The sequence below is a fragment of the Kitasatospora sp. NPDC058218 genome, assembly GCF_042882445.1.
Taxonomy (GTDB): Bacteria; Actinomycetota; Actinomycetes; order Streptomycetales; family Streptomycetaceae; genus Kitasatospora.
This window is the reverse complement of the sequence record NZ_JBHVWC010000003.1, coordinates 193,027-212,736: the sequence shown is the minus strand read 5'-3', so window position 1 is coordinate 212,736 and position 19,710 is coordinate 193,027. Positions and strand designations below refer to the sequence as shown.

19 protein-coding genes and 1 tRNA gene are annotated in these 19,710 nt (G+C 72.7%); 5 read left to right on the top strand and 15 right to left on the bottom strand.

Annotated elements, in window-relative coordinates; genetic code table 11:
• Nucleotides 1–27 precede the first annotated feature (27 nt).
• The 3 genes from ACFVYI_RS03110 to ACFVYI_RS03100 form a co-directional block, all read right to left on the bottom strand.
• Nucleotides 28–1,554 (bottom strand): hypothetical protein, encoded by a 1,527-nt coding sequence (locus ACFVYI_RS03110; RefSeq protein WP_387880954.1) that lies wholly within the window; start codon nucleotides 1,552–1,554, stop codon nucleotides 28–30.
• A 73-nt stretch (nucleotides 1,555–1,627) separates the two neighbouring features.
• Complete coding sequence (gene pelF / locus ACFVYI_RS03105) at nucleotides 1,628–3,172, bottom strand: GT4 family glycosyltransferase PelF (RefSeq protein WP_387880951.1); 1,545 nt, start codon at nucleotides 3,170–3,172, stop codon at nucleotides 1,628–1,630.
• Between the two features lie 106 nt (nucleotides 3,173–3,278).
• The gene (locus ACFVYI_RS03100) at nucleotides 3,279–5,636 is read right to left on the bottom strand and encodes a hypothetical protein (RefSeq protein ID WP_387880948.1); all 2,358 of its coding nucleotides are present in this window, start codon (nucleotides 5,634–5,636) and stop codon (nucleotides 3,279–3,281) included.
• Between the two features lie 412 nt (nucleotides 5,637–6,048).
• Between ACFVYI_RS03100 and ACFVYI_RS03095 the strand changes: the two genes are divergently transcribed.
• A complete protein-coding gene (locus tag ACFVYI_RS03095; RefSeq protein ID WP_387880946.1) occupies nucleotides 6,049–7,047 on the top strand; it encodes a tyrosine-protein phosphatase in 999 nt (332 codons plus the stop codon).
• A gap of 64 nt (nucleotides 7,048–7,111) precedes the next feature.
• Here the strand turns inward: ACFVYI_RS03095 and ACFVYI_RS03090 are convergent, their stop codons facing one another.
• From ACFVYI_RS03090 to ACFVYI_RS03055, 8 genes are all read right to left on the bottom strand, one after another.
• On the bottom strand, nucleotides 7,112–8,050 hold the full coding sequence (locus ACFVYI_RS03090) for an RNA polymerase sigma factor SigF (protein WP_387880943.1): 939 nt from the start codon (nucleotides 8,048–8,050) through the stop codon (nucleotides 7,112–7,114).
• A gap of 190 nt (nucleotides 8,051–8,240) precedes the next feature.
• Nucleotides 8,241–9,233, bottom strand: coding sequence for an RNA polymerase sigma factor SigF (locus ACFVYI_RS03085; protein WP_387881019.1), 993 nt, complete (start codon nucleotides 9,231–9,233; stop codon nucleotides 8,241–8,243).
• 275 nt (nucleotides 9,234–9,508) lie between these two features.
• Nucleotides 9,509–9,802, bottom strand: coding sequence for a Dabb family protein (locus tag ACFVYI_RS03080; RefSeq protein ID WP_387880940.1), 294 nt, complete (start codon nucleotides 9,800–9,802; stop codon nucleotides 9,509–9,511).
• A gap of 81 nt (nucleotides 9,803–9,883) precedes the next feature.
• Nucleotides 9,884–10,048 (bottom strand): hypothetical protein, encoded by a 165-nt coding sequence (locus ACFVYI_RS03075; RefSeq protein ID WP_199926184.1) that lies wholly within the window; start codon nucleotides 10,046–10,048, stop codon nucleotides 9,884–9,886.
• Between the two features lie 450 nt (nucleotides 10,049–10,498).
• Nucleotides 10,499–10,588, bottom strand: a tRNA-Ser gene (locus tag ACFVYI_RS03070).
• 69 nt (nucleotides 10,589–10,657) lie between these two features.
• Nucleotides 10,658–11,173: a tRNA adenosine(34) deaminase TadA gene (tadA, locus tag ACFVYI_RS03065; RefSeq protein ID WP_387880936.1), complete on the bottom strand. Its 516-nt coding sequence runs from the start codon at nucleotides 11,171–11,173 to the stop codon at nucleotides 10,658–10,660.
• 40 nt (nucleotides 11,174–11,213) lie between these two features.
• Entirely contained in the window at nucleotides 11,214–11,786 is a 573-nt protein-coding gene (locus ACFVYI_RS03060; protein WP_387880933.1) for a tRNA adenosine deaminase-associated protein, read from the bottom strand.
• A gap of 232 nt (nucleotides 11,787–12,018) precedes the next feature.
• The gene (locus ACFVYI_RS03055; protein ID WP_387880930.1) at nucleotides 12,019–12,255 is read right to left on the bottom strand and encodes a hypothetical protein; all 237 of its coding nucleotides are present in this window, start codon (nucleotides 12,253–12,255) and stop codon (nucleotides 12,019–12,021) included.
• 184 nt (nucleotides 12,256–12,439) lie between these two features.
• Between ACFVYI_RS03055 and upp the strand changes: the two genes are divergently transcribed.
• Nucleotides 12,440–13,075, top strand: a complete 636-nt coding sequence (gene upp, locus ACFVYI_RS03050; protein WP_329488640.1) for a uracil phosphoribosyltransferase — start codon at nucleotides 12,440–12,442, stop codon at nucleotides 13,073–13,075.
• A gap of 93 nt (nucleotides 13,076–13,168) precedes the next feature.
• On the opposite strand, the gene ACFVYI_RS03045 is transcribed toward upp, so the two are convergent.
• Nucleotides 13,169–13,819 (bottom strand): LytR C-terminal domain-containing protein, encoded by a 651-nt coding sequence (locus ACFVYI_RS03045; protein ID WP_387881016.1) that lies wholly within the window; start codon nucleotides 13,817–13,819, stop codon nucleotides 13,169–13,171.
• Between the two features lie 249 nt (nucleotides 13,820–14,068).
• Nucleotides 14,069–14,365: a type II toxin-antitoxin system VapB family antitoxin gene (locus ACFVYI_RS03040; protein ID WP_030061387.1), complete on the bottom strand. Its 297-nt coding sequence runs from the start codon at nucleotides 14,363–14,365 to the stop codon at nucleotides 14,069–14,071.
• A gap of 148 nt (nucleotides 14,366–14,513) precedes the next feature.
• Here ACFVYI_RS03040 and ACFVYI_RS03035 point away from each other — a divergent pair, with 148 nt between their 5' ends.
• Nucleotides 14,514–16,157 carry a helicase HerA-like domain-containing protein gene (locus ACFVYI_RS03035; RefSeq protein ID WP_387880928.1) on the top strand — a complete coding sequence of 548 codons (1,644 nt, stop codon included), beginning with the start codon at nucleotides 14,514–14,516 and terminating at the stop codon, nucleotides 16,155–16,157.
• A gap of 69 nt (nucleotides 16,158–16,226) precedes the next feature.
• Here the strand turns inward: ACFVYI_RS03035 and ACFVYI_RS03030 are convergent, their stop codons facing one another.
• Together ACFVYI_RS03030 and ACFVYI_RS03025 are read right to left on the bottom strand one after the other, a co-directional pair.
• Nucleotides 16,227–17,390 (bottom strand): hypothetical protein, encoded by a 1,164-nt coding sequence (locus ACFVYI_RS03030; RefSeq protein ID WP_387880926.1) that lies wholly within the window; start codon nucleotides 17,388–17,390, stop codon nucleotides 16,227–16,229.
• Between the two features lie 101 nt (nucleotides 17,391–17,491).
• Complete coding sequence (locus ACFVYI_RS03025; RefSeq protein ID WP_387880922.1) at nucleotides 17,492–18,151, bottom strand: rhomboid family intramembrane serine protease; 660 nt, start codon at nucleotides 18,149–18,151, stop codon at nucleotides 17,492–17,494.
• A gap of 106 nt (nucleotides 18,152–18,257) precedes the next feature.
• Here ACFVYI_RS03025 and ACFVYI_RS03020 point away from each other — a divergent pair, with 106 nt between their 5' ends.
• Together ACFVYI_RS03020 and ACFVYI_RS03015 are read left to right on the top strand one after the other, a co-directional pair.
• Nucleotides 18,258–18,776 carry a YbhB/YbcL family Raf kinase inhibitor-like protein gene (locus ACFVYI_RS03020; protein WP_387880919.1) on the top strand — a complete coding sequence of 173 codons (519 nt, stop codon included), beginning with the start codon at nucleotides 18,258–18,260 and terminating at the stop codon, nucleotides 18,774–18,776.
• Between the two features lie 23 nt (nucleotides 18,777–18,799).
• Entirely contained in the window at nucleotides 18,800–19,696 is an 897-nt protein-coding gene (locus ACFVYI_RS03015) for a hypothetical protein (protein WP_387880916.1), read from the top strand.
• Nucleotides 19,697–19,710 lie beyond the last annotated feature (14 nt).

Sequence of the window (19,710 nt, the reverse complement as noted above, 5' to 3'; positions counted from 1 at the left end):
GAACGGTGGTGACCCAGCGCTGGTGGTTCAGCGGTGCTTGGTGGTGCGGCCGAGCACGGGCCCGGCGATGGCGGTGAGGACGGCGGCCGCGGCCCCGCAGCCGATCAGCTGCAGGACGGTCGGGTCCACACCGGTCAGCAGCCCGGCGCACTCGGCGCCCGCGGCTGCCAGACAGATCAGGGCGGTGCTCCAGCTGAACCCGAAGGCGTTCAGCAGCAGCGCCAGCCAGAGTGAGCCGCCGAGCAGCAGCAGCGCGCCGAGCTCCGGGACGCCGAGCGCCGGGGCGCCGGGCCAGAGCACGGTGGCGGCGGCGTCCAGCGCGGCCACGGTGGTGAGGTAGATGAACAGGCAGCCGAGCAGCACACCGCCGGTGCGGCGGGCGAACGCGGCGGGGGTGTGACTGATCCGCAGCCCGGCCACTGCCATCGCCCGGTAACGGAAGAGCAGCCACTCGGCGAGCCCGAGGCTCAGCGTCAGCGCGATCATGGCCGGCCCCGTCGGGCTGGCGGACGCGCCTTCGGCGGCGCCGGTGCGGACCGCCTGGTGCACGGTGGTGCCGAGACCGGCGATCATCGTGAGGGTGCCGACCGCCAGGCCGAACAGCAGGTGCGGCACCTCCTGGCGCAACGGCAGCTTCAGCACGGTGGCGTCCTGCTCGCTGCGCAGGCAGCGGACGATCTCCCGGGCGGCCAGCCCCACCGCCAGCCCGAGCGAGGCCAGCAGCACGACCGTCCGGACGACTTGCGGCACGTCCACGGCCAGCACCACGCCCGCACCGATCGCGGACGGTGCCAGTGCGACCAGCAGGAACTTCTCCCGCCCGAGCACCAGCAGGACGGTGGCCGCCGCCAGGTAGCCGGACTGCCCGGCGGCGAAGCAGAGCGCACCCAGCGGGCCGCCGATCACGTACCCGGCGGTGGCCGCGACCAGCGCGCCCAGCGGTGCGCCGACGGCCAGGCAGATCCCGGCCGCACGGCGCCGGCCACGGCCCAGCCAGGCGTACGAGCGGTGCGCCAGCGCCTGGTTCCAGGACCAGCTGACCAGGGTGGCGACGGAGAGCGCGAGCATCCCGGAGGGGAGGCCGAAGCGCATCCGGGTGGCCGCGAACAGGTTGGCGCCGAGCAGGTAGCCGAGGCCGGGCAGGGCGAACACCAGGCCGCGTACGACGCAGCGCCAGGGATCGGCCCGCCAGGGGTTGGCGAACTCGGAGCTCGGGCCCGGGTAGCGGCGCTCGACCTTCTCGAACAGCTCCTCGGCGACGGTGAACGCGTCGGGGCGGCCGTACAGCAGCCCGGCCTGCTCGTCGGAGAGGCCGTCGGACTCCAGGAAGGCCGCGATCTCGTAGGGGTGGACGGCGTCGGCGCATACGTCGGCGAGCCGCTCGGCGAGCTCGTCCAGCGGGTCCGGGGAGAGGTCCAGCTGCTCCTCGGGCTCGGTCCGCTGCGCGGGCAGCACGGGCCGGCGGCGCCCCCTCGGGAGGGTGCGCAGCTGGACGGTCTGCTCGGCCCACTCGGGGCCGGCCTCGTCGGGCACCAGGCGGAGCGGGCCGCTCATGCGCCCACCTCGCTGCGCTCGGCGGCCGCTTCGCGGGACGCGCACCTGGTCATGGTTCGCTCTCTGCGCTCGCTCACGCGCCCACCTCGCTGCGCTCGGTGACGACCACGGGCTCGTCCCAGTCCGCTTCGGGGGTTTCGTCGGCGACGGGTTCGTCCCAGTCCGGTTCGGCCCCGTCGGCGACGGCGACCACGCCGTTCGGCAGCCAGCGGGAGGTGCCCAGCAGCTCGGTGTAGATGCCGCGGAAGCCGTCGATGTTCTGGCGGAGCGTGAACTGCTCGATCACCCGCAGCCGGGCCTGCTCGCCGAGCCGGGCCCGGCGCTCCGGGTCGCGCAGCAGCTCGACGGCGGCGGCGGCCATCGGTTCGGGTTCGCGCGGCGGGACGACCAGGCCGGTGTCGCCGACGGCCTCCCGCACGCCGCCCACGTCGGTCGAGACGGTGGAGCGGCCGCAGGACATCGCCTCGATCAGGGTGAACGGGAAGCCCTCGCTGATGCTGGAGAGCATCACCACGTTCCCCGCCGCGTACGCGTCGGTGATGTCCGCGACGCGGCCTTCGAAGGCCACCGAGTCGGCGACGCCGAGCTCGGCGGCCAGGGCTATGCACTGGTCGCGGTAGGCCTCGCCGCCCTTGGGCGTGCCGCCGAACAGCCGCAGCCGTGCGTCGGGTATCTCGCTCCGCACGATCGCGAAGGCGCGGATCAGCGTCTCCAGGTCCTTGATCGGGTCGACCCGGCCGGCCCAGCTGAGCGTGGGCGTCTCGGGCTCCGGCCCGGCGGGCGGGAAGGCCGCCGGGTCCACGCCGTTGTAGACGGTCCGGATGTGCGCGGACGGCGTGCCGCCGCGCTCCTCCCAGCGCCGGTTGTACCGGTTGCCGGGGGTGACCAGCGCGGCCCGCCGGTAGCTCTCCTCGGCGAGCATCCGGTAGAAGCCCAGCAGCAGCGCCTTGACCGGCCAGCGGTAGGGGCCGGTGCGGTACCCGAGGTAGCGCTCGCGCAGGTAGATGCCGTGTTCGGTGAGGAGAAACGGTACGCCGTACTGCTGTGAGGCGATCAGCCCCGGGAGGGTGGCGAGGCCGCCGCTCGCGGCGTGCGCGACGCCGTCCTGGGGCGGCTCGACCGACAGCGGGCGCAGCGCGTGCTCCAGCAGGTCGGTGGCGTTGAGCGCGTCGTGCAGGGTGGGCCGGGAGACGCCGGTGGAGAGGTAGTCGCGGGTCCAGACGTGCTGGAGGGTGCGCAGGGCGCGCTCGCTGCGCAGCGCCGGGCTGAGCAGCCCGCGCCGGGCGAGGTCGGCGAAGCCGTACAGCTCGGTGCCGAAGTGGGTGGTGTAGACCGGGTCCAGGATGGAGTGCAGGAAGCGCTCGTACGCGTTGAGGAAGCGGCGCATCTCGCGGCCGCGGGGTGCTCTGCCGTCGGCGGCAGGGCCCCAGAGCGGTGCGGTCGTGACGGACCGCACGTTGGCGGGCAGCTCCCAGGCCAGCGGTTCGTGGCCGGTGCCGGTGACGGCGATGACGTCGAAGTCGACGTCCGGCATGCCCTGGACGAGCTGGTCGCACCAGACGCTCACGCCGCCGTGCTGGTGCGGGTACGTCCCCTCGGTGAGCAGGGTGACGCGCATTCCTGTCCCCCCTCCTGTCCTTGCGTCAAGCGCCCGGCCTGGACGGCCGGGCCCGGCGGCCGGTGGTGGGGCGGGCCGTCGCCCGCCCCACCACCGGCGTCACCGGTTAGCGGGTGCCGGACTGGCCGGCGGTCTTCTTGGTCGGGTCGGCCTTCCCCCCGGAGGCCTTGCCGTTCTGGGCGCCGCTCTTGGCGGTGCCCTTGGTGCTGCCCTTGCCGGCCGTGAGGCCCTTGCCCGGAACCGGGACCCCGCTGCCGGGGACCAGCGTCGGGGCGTCGGTCCGGGCGGTGTCGCTCGGGCCGGCGGGGACGGCGTCGGCGGTGCCCTGGGGCACGACCTTCTTGTCGGCCGGAGCCGGGGCGGTCAGCGTCTTGGCGGTGTTCGGCGCGGCGGCCGGAGCCGCCGGGGTGACCGCTGCGGACAGCTTGAGCTGGACGCTGCTCTGCAGCGCGCCGGGCTTCACCCAGCCGGACAGCGTACCGGCGTACGCGGTGCCGAACGCGGCCGAGCCGATCGCGAGCTTCTGCGTGGTGCCGGTCGGCATGGTGGCCTGGACCTGGACGCCGGCCGGGGCGTTCACCGTGACGGTGTCGCCGACCCGGTAGGCGCTGACCTGGCCGTTGGCGAGGGCGGTGTTCCAGGCCGCGCGGCGCTGGAACTCGGCGCCGATGTCCTTCTGCGCCAGGTTCACGATCGGCGCGTTGTCGGCGTGCAGCGCGCGGTAGGTGGAGAGGACCTTCTCCAGCACCGGGTAGACGATCCGGTCCTCGGACAGGTTCGACTGGTGGATGAAGTGCGGTCGCGGGTCGTTGCTCAGCACGTGGCCGAGGTCGATCCGGGCCTCCAGCGGCACGATGTACGACTGGTAACCGGTGTTGACGTCCAGCGGCGTCGGCAGGCAGGTGGAGTTGGCGTTGTTCTCGCAGACCCCGCTGCCACCGTTGGCCACGCTGGTGTAGATCCAGTTGTACTCGTCCGTCTCCTCCTTCGCCGTGCCGGCGTTGTAGAAGACGTTCATCGGGTAGCGCGGCACGGTCAGCACGGACGAGCCGACGGCCCGCTGGGCGGGCTCGCGGGAGGCGTCGCTGGCCGTCCACTTGACCCCGTTGGTGACCAGCGAGGGGGCCAGGTACGGGTTGTCGCTGGTCTCCTGCGGGGCGGTCAGCAGGCCGGAGTGCTCACCGGTGACCAGCTCGGTCTTGTCGATGTGCAGGTTGCGCGCCGCGGCCCAGTCGATGTTGTTCTTGATCTGGGACGTGATGGTGGCCTGGTCGACCCAGACGGTGTTGCCGGCGGCGTCCTTGCTGCACTTCCACGGCACCACCGAGACGTCCTGCAGGCAGCCCAGGTACGGGTGGGTGTAGGTGTGGTTGACCCACCGGTAGCTGGCCTGGTCGGCGACCATCTGGTCCACCACCGGGTCGGTGGTGGCGGTGTGGTCGGCCTTCCAGTCCTCGCTGCCGCCGCCGTTGAACACCATGTCCATGGTGAAGTTGTTGGCGGTCTGCCACTGCTTGGCGTACTGCGCGTCCGCGGGCGTCATCCGGATCGGGTTGGCCGTCTCGGGGGTGCCGGGCGGGCAGGTGACGTCACCGGGGGTGCACTTCAGCACGGTGTCCCAGCGGTCGTCCGCCAGGAAGACGTCGTCCACGTGGGCCGCGAAGTAGTTGCGGTCGTAGCCGAGGTGGACGCCCTGGGTTATCCAGTCGACTATGCCGCGTGCCAGCAGCCGGTACTGCTGCTGGTACTGGTTGTAGACGAAGGTGACGACCAGCTCCTTGCGGCCGTCGTGGGTGTACTCGCCGACCAGCGAGCCCTTGGTGGTGGTGCCCGGGATGGTCGTCTCGACCAGCGGGGTGAAGCTCGCACCGGCCGGCAGGGTGCTGAGCGGGGTGGCGAGGAAGCCGTAGCTCTCGCCGATCGCCGGGTCGTTGTCCTCGAACGGGACGCTGCCCTTGAGGTAGCCGAACGGGCCCGCGAGCCCGGCCGTGGAGACCTGGCCCTCGAAGCCGTCGAGGCTGCCCATGTAGCCGGGATTGGCGGCGTAGTTCAGGCCGACCTCCGGCCTGGCGTAGGTGTACGCGTCGACCTGTCGCACGCCGAACGCGGCCTCGTAGGCGGCGATCGCCGCCATCTCGGCGGACCCGGCCTCGAACGGGTTGTCGTTGGGCAGCACGATGCCCTGGTACTTGCCGCGCGGCTGCCCGTTGAGGCTGTCGCTGAGGAAGGCCGCATTGATCACCGGGCGTCCGGCGTCGTTGAGGTCGACCAGCTTGTACGGGGTGCCCTGGCTCTTCAGCTCGGCGGCGATGGCCGCCGAGGCGGGGCCGCCGTCGCTGATCACCAGGACCGTGAGGTCGATCCTGGGAGCCGTGGTGGCTCCGTGTGCGAGGGACGACTGCAGGCCACCGGCCAGCAGGACTGCTGCCGCGCAGGCGGCAACTCTTCGGGTCGCTCGACCCATGTGTGTTCCTCCCCTGGGCAGGGCGCTTCGCTGCTCGGCGCTCGCCTGCCCGGTCGCTGTTCGCGGGCAGCAGGCTGCCCGGCGCCCATCCTGGTGGAGACTCCGCACCGATTGGGACCAAATGGGCAGGAGTGCAGCGAATCTGTTACCAACGTTCATGGCGATGCCACGAAGGCGCTGATTGTGACCGGAAGAGCACCTGTTGCGCAAATAATGAATTGAGAATTAAAAACCGCGCCTGAGCGTTACCGCTGGTCACCGACCGTGCGGCCGTGGCAGGTATGCCGCGCCCTACACTGGCGGCGTTGCGCATGACACTCTTGCACATCCCCCTGTTCCGTCGGGCAGGTTCATGCAATATCGCGTCGGGTTGTGCCATGGCACAGTCCGAATATCCAATGGAGGCCACCGCGTGACCGAGCAGCAGACCGAGACCGCCGCAATCGGGGCCACCCGGAAAGCCGCGCGGACGTCGGCGGAGGACATCCGGGACGGCGTGCGGGAGGGGGCCCCGGAGGCCGTCTCGCAGGCCCTCCAGCAGGCTCGGAGCCTCGGCCTGCGCGGGGCCGTCAACGCCCGCGATCTCGGTGGCTACCGGACGGCCGGTGGGCAGGTGCTGCGGTCCGGTGTCGCGCTGCGCAGCGACGGCCTCAACCGCCTCACCGACGAGGACCTCGACCTGCTCGGCGCGCTCGGCCTGCGCCAGGTGGTCGACCTGCGCAGCCTCGACGAGGTCCGCGAGGCCGGCCCCGACCGCGTCCGCGGCCTGCCGGTCGCCGCGATCGCGGCCGCCGAGCTGTCCGCCGCGCCGATCACCGTCGAGCGCACCACCCCGGACGGCGTGACCCTGCACCACCTGCCGGTCTTCGCCGCCGACTTCGACATCTACGTCGCGCTGCGCGACGCCCTGGCCGACCGCAGCCCGGAGAAGCAGCGCACCCTGCTCGGTGACGGCCGGGCCGCCGCGATGATGACCGGCCTCTACCGGTGGTTCGTGACCGACCGGGTGGCCCGCGAGCGCTTCGCGACCGTGCTGCGCCTGCTGGCCGCGCCGGACGGGGCGCCGCTGCTGTTCCACTGCTCGGCCGGCAAGGACCGCACCGGGTGGACGGCGGCCCTGCTGCTCACCGCCCTCGGGGTGGACCGCGAGACGGTCTTCGCCGACTACCTGCTCACCAACGAGCGCTCCGCCGAGATCGTCGAGAACATCGTGGACAGCTTCGGCACCCGCGGTCTGATGCAGGAGCCGGAGCTTCTGCTTCCGGTGTTCCGGGCGGAGCGCTGCTACCTGGAGGCGGCCTTCGAGGAGGTCGCGGCCGGCTGGGCCGACTTCGAGGCGTTCTGGCAGGACGGCCTGGGGCTGGACGACGCCGTGCTGGCGGGTCTGCGGGCCAACCTGCTCGCGCCCTGACCCGCCCCGACCCCGCCCCGCCCCGACGTGCCCCGGCCCGCCCCGACGGGCGCCGGGCCCCGGCTCACCCCTCGCTGATCAGGCCCTCGCGCAGCTGCGTGAGGGTCTTGGTCAGAAGCCGGGAGACGTGCATCTGGGAGATGCCGATCTCCTCGCCGATCTGCGACTGGGTGAGGTTGCCGAAGAACCGCAGCATGATGATCCGGCGCTCGCGCGGCGGCAGCTTGGCCAGCAGCGGCTTCAGCGACTCGCGGTACTCCACGCCCTCCAGCGCGAGGTCCTCGTAGCCGAGCCGCTCGGCCAGCGGGCCGTCGCCGTCCTCCTCGCCGGGGCTGGAGTCCAGGGAGCTGGCGGTGTAGGCGTTGCCCACCGCGAGGCCCTCGACCACGTCCTCCTCGCTGACGCCGAGGCAGGCGGCCAGCTCGGCGACGGTGGGGGAGCGGTCCAGCTTCTGGGCCAGGTCGTCGCCGGCCTTGGTGAGCGCCAGTCGCAGCTCCTGCAGCCGCCGCGGCACCCGGACCGACCAGCTGGTGTCCCGGAAGAAGCGCTTGATCTCGCCGACCACGGTCGGCATCGCGAAGGTGGGGAACTCCACCCCGCGCTCCGGGTCGAACCGGTCGATCGCCTTGATCAGGCCGATCGTGCCGACCTGGACGATGTCCTCCATCGGCTCGTTGCGGCTGCGGAAGCGCGCGGAGGCGTACCGGACCAGCGGCAGGTTGAGCTCGATCAGGGTGTCACGGACGTAGGTGTGCTCCTCGCTGCCGGTCTCCAGGGCGGCGAGCCGCAGGAAGAGCGAGCGCGAGAGCGTCCGGGTGTCCAGCCCGGGGCTCGGCGGTGCCGGCGGTGGGGCCGTGGCGACCGCCTCGGCGGCGGCCGCGGGGTCGATCTCGGCGACGGACGGTGCGTCCGGGCCCCGCTGGAGCGGGATCCGGTCGACGGCGACCGCGGTGCCATGGGCCTGACCAGCGTGGATCTCCGCAGTGCCCAGGTCTCCGGACATGCACCCACCCCCTTGTGACTGACAGTTGAACGGATTCCGTCGCGCGGTGGTTCCCGAGGACGCCCTCCCCCTGCATACCGGAACACGGTCCCCGGCAAACCCGAAGGTCGCAAGACGTCACGTGGTGGTAACGCGCAGCAATCCCGACCGGGCCTGCCGGTTCACGATGTTCTGTCCGGGATTGTGACGGTCAGTCTTCCCAGGAATTGCCGGTCCGAAGCCTGGTCAGGATCCGTGAGAGCAGCCGCGAGACGTGCATCTGCGACATCCCCAGCTCGGTGCTGATCTGCGACTGCGTCAGGTTGGCGAAGAACCGCAGCATGACGATCCGCCGCTCCCGCTCCGGAAGCTGGACCAGCAGGTGGCGGACCATGTCCCGGTGCTCGACCTCGGCCAGTGCCGAGTCCTCGTAGCCGAGCCGGTCCAGCAGGGCGAGGCCGCCCTCGTGCTCCTGGGCCGCCTCCAGGGAGGCCGCGTTGTACGCCCTGCCGGCGTCCAGGCAGGCCCGGACGTCCTCCTCCGGGATGCGCAGGCTGGCGGCGATCTCGGGCACCTTGGGGGCCCGGCCGTGCACCACCGTCAGCTCCTCCATCGCGCCGCTGACCTGGACCCAGAGCTCCTGGAGCCGGCGCGGGACGTGCATGGTGCGGACGTTGTCGCGGAAGTAGCGCTTGATCTCGCCGAGGATGGTCGGCAGCGCGTAGGTCGGGAACTGCACGCCGCGCTCCGGGTCGAACCGGTCGATGGCGTTGATCAGGCCGATCGTGCCGACCTGGACGACGTCCTCCATCGGCTCGCTGCGGCTGCGGAAGCGGGTGGCCGCGTAGCGGACCAGCGGGATGTTGACCTCGATCAGCGCGGCCCGGACCCGCTCCCGCTCGGGGGCGTCCGGGGGCAGCTCGGCGAGCCGCTCGAACAGCACCCGGGTCAGCGTCCGGACGTCCACCACCGGGCGCCCGCCGGGGCCGCGCAGGCCGTCCGGCCGGAGTTCGCCGGCCGGGCCGATGACGGTGGCCAGCACCTCGTCCCCGGGTGGCGGCGCCGGGCGTTCGGCGTCCGGCGGGGCGGCCTGCGCCGGGGCCTGGGCGGTGGTCGGCACGGTGGCCTGGGCGACGGCCTCCGTGGTGGTCTGCCCGGTGGCCGGACCGGTACCGGTGTCCGGCGCACTCCCTGGTGTCCGCACGGACACGTCACCCCTCCCAAAGTCGACAACGCGGTGGGACTTGCGGATCGGGTGTCGGGTCTCGTCTCACCACCTCGCCATGTCCGGCAAAACCGGTCATAGCATCACAAGGCGGGCGCAGGTCGGGCAAGCACCGAGGGGAGGTGTGTTGGTGCTGTGCCGGTGCTTCACCCGGTCTCCCGCAGGTGCGGCCGGGGGCTGTTTCCGGACAGCGCAAGGCGCCCCGCCCGGGTCCCGGGCGGGGCGCCTGGAGCCGTCCGGGGGACGGCCCGGGATCAGACCTCGATGTCGGCGATCACCCAGGTGGCGAACTCGCGCCACTGGCCGGCCGCGGCCTGGTGGGCCGGGTGGGTGAGGTAGGCCTGGAGCGCGTCACGGTCCTCGACCAGGCTGTTGATCGCGTAGTCGTGGGCGATGTCGCGCTCGGTGGTGTTCCAGCCGCACTCCCACTCGCGCAGCTCGGGGATGACCGGGCCGAGCGCCTCGAAGGCCTTGGCGCCGGCGAGCGCGCGCTCGTCGTCCTTGCTGACGCCGTCGTTGAGCTTGAACAGGACCAGGTGCCGGATCACGATGCCGCTCCTCGCGGACGGGGGTTGAGGGTCCCGCTCACCGTAGTCGGTGCCGGCGGGGCCGGACGACCGCCCCCCGGGCTACTTCACCAGTCCGGTCATGAAGGTGCCGACGGCCTTGGCGGCGTTCGAGATGCCCTCGAACCCCAGTTGGACGAGCTCGGCCGCGCGGGCCGGCGAGGTGATGATCGTGTAGAGCACGAAGATGAGCAGGAGGACCATGCCGATCTTCTTCGCCTGCGCCATCCGGTGACCTTCCTCCCTGCTGTGGACCGCCGCCATTCGGTCCCCGAGCGGTCCTCTGCATTGGGCAGCTTATCCACCGGACGGCCCATCAAGTGTGCGACGCGTTCACCCGGCGGGACGAAGGTCCCCGCGAGTGGGGCCTTTCTCCGGGTGCCCGGACGGGCGCCGTCGAGCAGGATGGGTGATGTGCCGAGGGTCTGGCAGGAATCCCCGGCACGTGGATCCGGAGCTCCCCGCTGTGGGACCGGGCGCCGCGACTTCCCCCCGACGCGGCCCCGGTTGTGGGACTCCGCCGGGGGAGCGGTTGGTCCCCCGAGCCGCTCCCCCTCCAGGCTCCGTACTCGCCGGGCGTTGGTGGTCATCAGCCCCGAGTGCGGAGCTTTTCCGCGCCCGTGGGTGTGCGGGAACGACGAAGGCCCCGACCGTCTCCGGTCGGGGCCTTCGTGCTGCTGGCGGTAGCGGTGGGATTCGAACCCACGGTGAAGTTGCCCCCACACACGCTTTCGAGGCGTGCTCCTTTGGCCGCTCGGACACGCTACCGAGGGGAACTCTACCGGACGGGTGGCGCGGTCACGAAATCCGTATCGCGACGGCGGCCGGCGGGAGCGGTCAGCGGTGGGTCTCGAAGAAGGCGCGGAGCTGCTCGCCGCACTCGTCGGCGAGGACGCCCGGGACGACCTCGGGGCGGTGGTTGAGCCGGCGGTCGCGCATCACGTCGAAGAGCGAGCCGGCGGCGCCGGCCTTCTCGTCGAGGGCGCCGTAGACCACCCGGTCGATCCGGGAGAGCACGATGGCGCCCGCGCACATGGTGCAGGGCTCCAGGGTGACGACGAGGGTGCAGCCGCTGAGCCGCCACTGCCCGAGTGCGGCGGCGGCCTCGCGGACGGCGACCACCTCGGCGTGTGCGGTCGGGTCGCCGACCGCCTCGCGCGCGTTGTGGCCGCGGCCGATCACCTCGCCGTCCGGGCCCAGGACGAGCGCCCCGACCGGGACGTCCCCGGTGGCCGGCGCCAGGTCGGCCTCGGCGATGGCGAGGCGCATCGGCGCCGCCCAGCGGTCACGGACCGGGTCGGGGCGGACGGGGGCGGGGAGCGGGGCTGTCTGGCTGGCGGACGCGGACTGCATGGCATCCAGTGTCCGGCATCCGTCGACGGGCATCGGCCCGCTACCGGACGGCCTCCAGGATCTCGCCGCAGCCGAGGGCCTCGGCGATCTCCTCCAGGGCGTCGCCCGGGACGGCGCCCTCGCCGCTGAGGGCGAGGAGTTCCTCGGGGGGGAGGCCGAACTCGGTGAGCAGGTGGGCGTCGCCGAGCGGGCCGACCGGGACGCCGCCGTGGGCGTCCGCGTCCGCCTCCTCGTCCTCCTGCTCCGCGGCCTGCGCCTCGTCCTCCAGTTCGGCGACCAGGTTGTCGAGGTCGCCGAACTCGCTCTCGCCGGCCTGGTCGACCAGTTCGTCGGTGAGGACGGAGCCGTAGCTGCTGCGGGCGGCGGCGGCGCCGTCCGACACGAAGATCCGCGGATCCTCCTCGCCGTCCACCCGGACGATGGCGAACCAGACGTCCTCCTGTTCGATGAAGACCAGGACGCTGTCGTCGTCCTGGGCGGCTTCGCGGGCCAGATCGGCCAGGTCCGCCAGGGTTTCGACGTCGTCGAGTTCCGTCTCGCTCACATCCCACCCGTCCTCGGTGCGAGCAAGCACTGCAGCGAAGTACGCCACCAGGGACACTCCCAAGATCATCGGTCTCGGCTCGGCGCTCCGGGCAAAGCGAAATCTGGCCGCCCCCGCGCCAGAGGCGGCCCGCTGTTCGGACCGTCCCATCGGAATCGTGACAGAAAGCCCGGCTTTGCGGGGGGTGTTCGGCAGCGCGTCTTTGCAGGTCGTGTCGGAAGGGTTGGCCGGGAGCCGGTGAACGGGCGCCGGGTGCGCCGGGTGCGCGCCGCCTGTCCCTCGGAAGAGTGCTGCGGGCCCGTCAGATCCGGAAGGTTCGCATCCGCATCGCTTCGCGCATCCGCCGTTCCTTGGTGCGCCGGGGCTGGACCCGCTCCCGCAGTTCGCGCGCCTCGGCGAGTTCGCGGAGGAACGCCGTCCGTCGCTTGCGGCGCTCCGCCTCGGTCTCCGGATGGTCCGGGGGCAGGCCCGAGTGCCCGCCCGACGAGCCCGTGGGCCCGCCCGCCGAGCCGTCCCCGTTCTTCGGGTTGCTCGTCATAGGACCTGACTTTCCCAGATCGGCCGGATTGATACCACAGGAGGACGTTCCGCCCCGACATTCGCGGTGCGTCACGGCGTGTCATCGCTGCGTGAGCCCGGACGGCCCCCTGCGGGGGTGCGGAGTCGGCCGGGCGGGCCGCGGGGTGGCGTCCGGGCGCCCGGGGCCGGGCTAACCTCGATGCATGCGGATCCACGTCGTCGACCACCCCCTGGTCGCCCACAAGCTCTCCACCCTGCGCGACGAGCGCACCGACTCGCCGACCTTCCGTCGCCTGACCGACGAGCTGGTGACCCTTCTCGCGTACGAGGCGACGCGGGACGTCCGCACCGAGGAGGTGGAGATCACCACCCCCGTGGCGGTCACCACCGGCACCCGGCTGAGCTACCCCCGCCCGCTGGTCGTCCCGATCCTGCGGGCCGGCCTGGGCATGCTCGACGGGATGACCCGGCTGCTGCCGACCGCCGAGGTGGGCTTCCTCGGCATGGTGCGCAACGAGGAGACCCTGGAGGCCTCCACCTACGCCACCCGGATGCCGGACGACCTCTCCGGCCGCCAGGTCTACGTGCTCGACCCGATGCTGGCCACCGGCGGCACGCTGGTCGCCGCGATCCGGATGCTGATCGAGCGGGGCGCCACCGATGTCACCGCCGTGGTGCTGCTGGCCGCGCCCGAGGGCGTCGCGGTGATGGAGAAGGAGCTGGCCGGGCTGCCGGTCACCGTCGTGACCGCCGCCGTCGACGAGCGCCTGAACGAGAACGGCTACATCGTCCCCGGCCTCGGCGACGCGGGCGACCGCCTGTACGGCACCGCGGGCTGATCCGCGGGCCCGGGCCTCCGGGTCTGCGGGGCAGAACGCACGAGAGCCCCCCGGCAGGTGCCGGGGGGCTCTCGTGCGTTCTACGGGGCCGGCTCAGCAGCTGCCGTTGGTGCTCGGGGTCGGGGAGGGCTTGGTCGCCAGGGCCAGCGCGGCGGCGGCCTGGGTCTCGTCCAGCAGGGTGTTGTAGCTGTCGCCGACGACGACGTCCACGGTGTTGTCGGTGCGGGCGTCCGTGGTGACGGTGGCCCCGGCGATCTGCGAGCTGATCAGCGTGGCGGCGCCGGCGCCGGCCGGCCCGGAGATCACCACGGCGGTGCCGGGCACCTTCTTGTCCAGCTCGGCCGGGGCGTTGCCCTTCTTGTCCACGGTGAAGCCGCGCTTGGTGAACTCGTCGGCGGTCCGCCCGGCCAGGCCGGACTTGGTGGTGGCGTTGAAGACGTTCAGCTTGAAGCCGGCCGGCTGCGGGATGGCGTGCGGGTCGCCGGCCGGGGCGTCCGGGGTGGGGGTGGGAGCGGCCAGCGGTTTGCCGGACGGCGTCGCGCAGGCCTGGGCGGAAGAGTTCTTGCCCTTGCCGGTGAAGATGTCGTAGAGCTGGACGCCGCCGAGCGCGATGAGCGCCAGGGCGAGCAGCGAGCCGATCAGCGCCATGACCTTGCGGCTCTTCTTCGGCGGTCGGCCGAGCCGTGGATAGGCGTTGCCGGTGATGCGGTACTGCTTCCCCTTCAGGCCTTGGGGAGTCAACATGCTCACGGTTTGTCTCCCCCTCGTGCCAGGGCGGGGATCGGGTGACGGATTCGGCCTGGGTGGGCGGCGTTCGCCACGGACTGCGGCCGTAGTCAGCAGATTAGTGCCGTACGGCCGCGAAGGTACTAAATGATCATCATCTGGAGTACGTCGGCACCCGAACGGGGGTACCGGCGAATGCGCGGACCGCCCTCCGGAGGTGGCCGGAGGGCGGTGTCCACGCGGGTGGCGGAGTGCGGGAGGGGCCCGTCACTCCATTTCGAGGACGCGGGCGTGCAGCACCTGGCGCTGCTGGAGCGCGGCGCGCACGGCGCGGTGCAGCCCGTCCTCCAGGTAGAGGTCGCCGTGCCACTTCACGACGTGGGCGAAGAGATCGCCGTAGAAGGTGGAGTCCTCCGCGAGGAGGGTCTCCAGGTCGAGTTGGCCCTTGGTGGTCACCAGCTGGTCCAGCCGCACCGGACGCGGGGCGACGTCCGCCCACTGGCGGGTGCTGGTCCGGCCGTGATCCGGGTACGGCCGCCCATTGCCGATGCGCTTGAAGATCACACGGAAAGCCTACCGTTTGGGCGGCGGATGGCGCAGCAGCCGCGACGCCGCCACGCGCACCGACGCGAGCTGCGTGCGGACGATTGCGGCTGTTTCATGGGAAATGTCGTGAACGTCGCCCCTCAGCTCTGCCCTGGAGTGTGCACCGATGTCCACCGCCGAGCCGCCGTCCACCACCCCCGGCGCCGAACTCCTCCCGCCCGCGGTGCGGGAGATCGCCGCGGGGTACGCCTTCACCGGGCCCGCCCTCGACCTCGGTGCGGTGCTGCTGGACGGCACCGCCCACCGCGACGCCCAGGTGCGCATCCCGCTCGGGGTGCTCAACCGGCACGGGCTGGTCGCGGGTGCCACCGGCACCGGCAAGACCAAGACCCTCCAGCTGATCGCCGAACAGCTCTCCGCCCAGGGCGTGCCGGTGTTCCTGGCCGACATCAAGGGCGACGTCTCCGGGATCTCCGCGCCCGGCACGCCGAGCGAGCGGACCGCCGCCCGGGCCGCCGAGGTCGGCCAGAGCTGGTCGGCGCAGGGCTGCCCGACCGAGTACTACGCGCTGGGCGGCCTGGGCACGGGCATCCCGATCCGGGCCACCGTCACCAGCTTCGGCCCGCTGCTGCTCGCCAAGGTGCTCGACCTGAACGAGACCCAGGAGTCCTCGCTCGGCCTCGTCTTCCACTACGCCGACCGCAACGGCCTGGAGCTGTACGACCTCAAGGACCTCACCGCCGTCATCACCTTCCTCACCTCACCGGAGGGCAAGGAGGAGCTGAAGGGCATCGGCGGGATCTCGGCGGCCACTGCGGGAGTGATCCTGCGCTCGCTCACCATGCTGGAGAACGAGGGCGCCGGGGCGTTCTTCGGGGAGCCGGAGTTCGACACCGCCGAGCTGCTGCGGACGGCGCCGGACGGGCGCGGCCTCGTCTCGGCGCTGGAACTGCCCGCCGTGCAGGACCGGCCGCGGCTGTTCTCCACCTTCCTGATGTGGCTGCTGGCCGACCTCTACCAGGAGCTGCCCGAGGTGGGGGACCTCGACAAGCCCAAGCTGGTGTTCTTCTTCGACGAGGCGCACCTGCTCTTCAAGGGCGCCTCCAAGGCCTTCCTGGAGGCGATCACCCAGACCGTCCGGCTGATCCGCTCCAAGGGCGTCGGGATCTTCTTCGTCACCCAGACGCCGAAGGACGTCCCGGCCGACGTGCTCGCCCAACTGGGCAACCGGGTGCAGCACGCGCTGCGGGCCTTCACCCCGGACGACGCCAAGGCGCTCAAGGCGACCGTCTCGACCTTCCCCCGGTCCTCCTACGACCTGAGCGAGCTGCTGACCTCGCTCGGCACCGGTGAGGCCGTGGTCACGGTGCTCTCCGAGAAGGGGGCGCCGACGCCGGTGGCGGCGACCAGGCTGCGGGCGCCGCAGTCGCTGATGGGCCCGGTCGAGCCGGCCGCGCTGCGGGCGGCGGTGGACGCGTCGGCCCTGGCGGCCCGCTACCGGGACGCGATCGACCGGGAGTCGGCCTACGAGAAGCTGGCCGCCCGGGCGGCGCGGCCGGAGCCGGAGCCGGCGCCTGTGCCGGAGCCGGTGCCGGTGCCGCCTCCGGCTCCCGGTGAGGAGGCGCAGGAGGCACGGGGGTCGCAGGGTTCGCGTGCGTCGCGCGAGTCGGGGGCCGAGAAGGACGGCGGCGGGGTGCTCGGGATGCTGATGAGCAATCCGGCGCTGAAGTCCTTCGCCCGCTCGGCCGGGTCACAGCTCGGCCGGGAGATCTCGCGCAGCCTGTTCGGGACGTCCCGGCGGCGGCGCTGACCGGCGCCGCCGCCCGGCCCGCCCGGCCCGTTCGGTGCGGGTGCGGGTGCGGCCGCCGGTGCGCCGGGCCTAGGCCAGCGCGGCGCCGATCCGGTCCAGCGAGGAGAGCCGCATCAGGCCGTAGTGGTAGAACTCGACCTCCGGCACGCCCAGCTCCCGGAGCGTGGCGATCTTCGCGGCGAGGTTGGCCGGGCCGTCGCAGTCCGAGGCCATCGGGCGCAGGATCACCGCCATGTCCTGCGGGCGGACCCCGTGCAGGGCGAAGGCGGCGACCTTCTCCCGGACGGCCTCCGGGGTCCGCGCGTAGCCGAGCGTCTCGATCTGGTCGGCCGCCTTGGCGAGTGCGGGCAGGTCGATGCCGGAGAGCCAGCCCCGGCCCGGGCCGCCGCCGTCCATGAAGCTCAGTCGCATGCCGTGCCGCCGGGCCTCCTCGGCCACCTCGGTGGCGAGCGAGGTCACGGTCGCGGCGGAGACGTCGACGTAGGCCGCGACGGCGCCGTCGGCCAGTCGGTCGAGGGCGGCGGGCTCGGCGGCGGCCGTGTCGTCGGCCAGCCGGCGGCGCAGCTCGGTGCGGACGGCCGCCGCCACCTCGTCGGCCGGGACGCCCGCGCGGACGGCGGCGGCGCGGCAGTGGTCGCAGAAGCAGATCCCGAGCAGCGCCTCGGCGACCGGGCCCAGCTCCTCGAAGTAGCGCTCGTGGTGGTAGCCGTGGCGCAGCCCGTGGAAGTGCAGCGACTCGGCCCGGATCGCGTCCACGCCGTACCGGGCCAGTTCGGCGACCAGGGTCACCGCGTACTCGCGGACCTCCGGGGCGGCCGGGCAGAGCTCGGTGAGGTGGCGGTCGCCGAAGGCGTTGGCGGGTGCGCAGTCGGGGTGTTCGAAGCCGAGCCGGTCGTTGTGGCAGAACACCGTCCAGGCGTGCAGCTTCAGCCCGCGGCGCCGCGCCTCGGCGGCGGCCTCGGCGAAGGGGTCGCGGTCGCCGATCGCGGTGGAGGGGGTGGGCCGCAGGCGCCGGCCGGCCCAGCGCGCCGGATCGGGGCGGAAGTAGGCGGCGCCGGGCTCCAGGTAGCGGATCACCCGGTGCGGGTTGTGCGGGAAGACGTCCCGGGCCTCGTGGTAGACCGAGGCGAGGGTGACGCCGCCGACCCCGGCCCGGTCGGTGAGGTTCCCGAAGAAGGTGTCGGCGCCCTCGTCCAGCAGGTCGGTGGCGAAGGCGAGGACGGACGACTCCACGGTGCGGCTCCGGAGCAGGGGGCGGATGGACTCCCACGCTAGCCGCAGGCCCCGGATTGGTCTATACCTGGCTGTACCGGGCGGCTGCCGGCCGCCCGCGGTCAGAGGCCGAGGTCGTCGAGCTCCTTGTGCAGGGCGGTCCGGGGGCCGGTGGCGGGCTCGGCCGCCGCGGCCGTGGCGGCCTTCGGGGCGCGGTTGCGGAGCAGCCAGGCGGCGGCGAGCCCGCCGAGCAGCCCGCCGAGGTGGCCCAGCCAGCTGACCCCCTGGGCCACGGGCAGGACGCCGATCAGCAGGTAGGAGTAGACGGCCGCGACGACGACGCCGATCACCGCGTCCAGCAGGTTGCGGTCGAGCACCCCGCGCAGCACCAGGTAGCCGAAGTAGCCGTAGACCAGGCCGCTGGCGCCGGCCGTCACCGCCTCGGGGCGCTCGCACAGCCAGACCGTGAGCCCGCTGGAGACGACGATCGTCAAGGTCGCCCAGAGGAACTTCTTCATGCCCCGGTAGGCGGAGAGGAAGCCGAACACGAACAGCGGCCAGGAGTTGGCCTCGATGTGCCCCCAGCCGAAGTGCAGCAGCGGCGCGGTGAACATGTCCGGCAGCTCGTCGAGCCGACGCGCCCTCAGCCCGAAGTCGTAGGAGAGGCCGTAGTCGTCCATCCAGTTGACCACCTGCACCGCCCAGACGACGACGAGCATGCCGAGCATGGTGAGGAGTGCGCGGCGGGAGTCGGCCAGCAGGCGGGCGAGCTTGGGGGTCATGACCCGACTGTAGAACGGGGCCGTGCGCGACGGCACCCCACTATTGTGAATCGCGTCATTCAGCCTGGTCCGGGGCTGTCCCGGCTTGTCGAGAGGTGACCGTTTCATGAGCGTTCGTCCGCCGCTGCCCTACGAGTTCCTGCCGCAGGTGCCGTCCTTCGAGCTGACCAGCGAGGACATCGCCGAAGGCGGCAAGCTGGCCGAGGAGTTCATCCACGCGGGCGGCAACCTGTCGCCGCAGCTGTCCTGGTCCGGCCTGCCGGAGGGCACCCGGTCCATCGCCGTCACCTGCTACGACCCGGACGCCCCGACCGGCTCGGGCTGGTGGCACTGGCTCGCCCTCAACCTGCCCGGTGACACCACCGGCCTGGTGCGCGGCGCCGGTTCGTCGGACGCCGACCTCCCCGGTGCGGCCTCGTTCCACGGCCGCAACGACTTCCCCGGCAACAAGTACGACGGCGCCGCTCCGCCGCCCGGCCCGGCGCACCGCTACGCCTTCGCGGTGCATGCGCTGGACGTGGACGTACTGGACGTCGCGCCGGAGACACCGGCGGCCCAGATCGGCTTCCACCTCACCTTCCACACGCTGGGCCGCGCGGTGCTGACCGCCGAGTTCGGCGTCTGAGTCGGCGACAGGGGTCATCCGCGATGCCGCTGCCGGTCGTTCGGCCCGTCGAGGTGTGGCGCCTGCCCGAGGAGGACGCCCGGGCGGGCCGCCGGGCCGTGGGCTGGACGGTCGGCCCGGGCGGCGAGTTGGCCGTGCTGCTGGCGCACGAGAAGGACCTGGGGCCGGCCGACGGGTGGCCGCGGATCCGGACACCGTTCGACGGTGAGCTGGTACGGGTGACCGACCGGGGTGAGTGGCGGCTGCCGCTCACCCCGGTAACCGTCGGACCGGACCATCTCGCGCTGCTGCCCGGCGGCCGGGTGCTGGTGGTGAGCTACCGCTCCGACGACGGGTCGGGGACGTGGGAGCCCAACGCCGTCGTGTTCGGCGCGGCCGGCCGGCCGGCCCGGGAGCTGTCGCTGGGCGACGACGTCCAGGCCCTGGTCACCGACCGGGACGGCCGGATCTGGATGGCCTTCGGGGACGAGGGGATCTACGGCGACCACCCGATGGCGCACCCCGGCCTGACCGCCGCGGACACCGCCGGCCGGGTGCTCTGGCGCCCCGGGCCGGGCGAACTGCCCGGCTACCCGCTGGAGGGCCTGGCCGCCGCCACCGAGGGGCGGGCCGCCTGGCTGGCCTGGTACCCCGACAGCTCGGGCAGCTACCTGACCAGGATCGATCCGTCCGGCGGGCCGTCGTCGAGCGTGAAGTGCCCGGTGCGGCAGCCGGTCGGCTTCGCGATCAGCGGCCGGCGGGGCGTCTTCCTGACCGGCCGGGGCGAGGTCGTCCGGTGCGAGCTGGTGGGCGAGGGCTGGCAGGAGACCGGGCGCGGGCGGCTCCAACTGCCCGGCGGGCTGGACGGGGAGCGGGCGCACGGCCGGGACGGCGTGCTGCGGTTCCGGGCCGGGGACGCCTGGTACGAGGTGGCGGTCTAGGCGGGGCTGTCGGC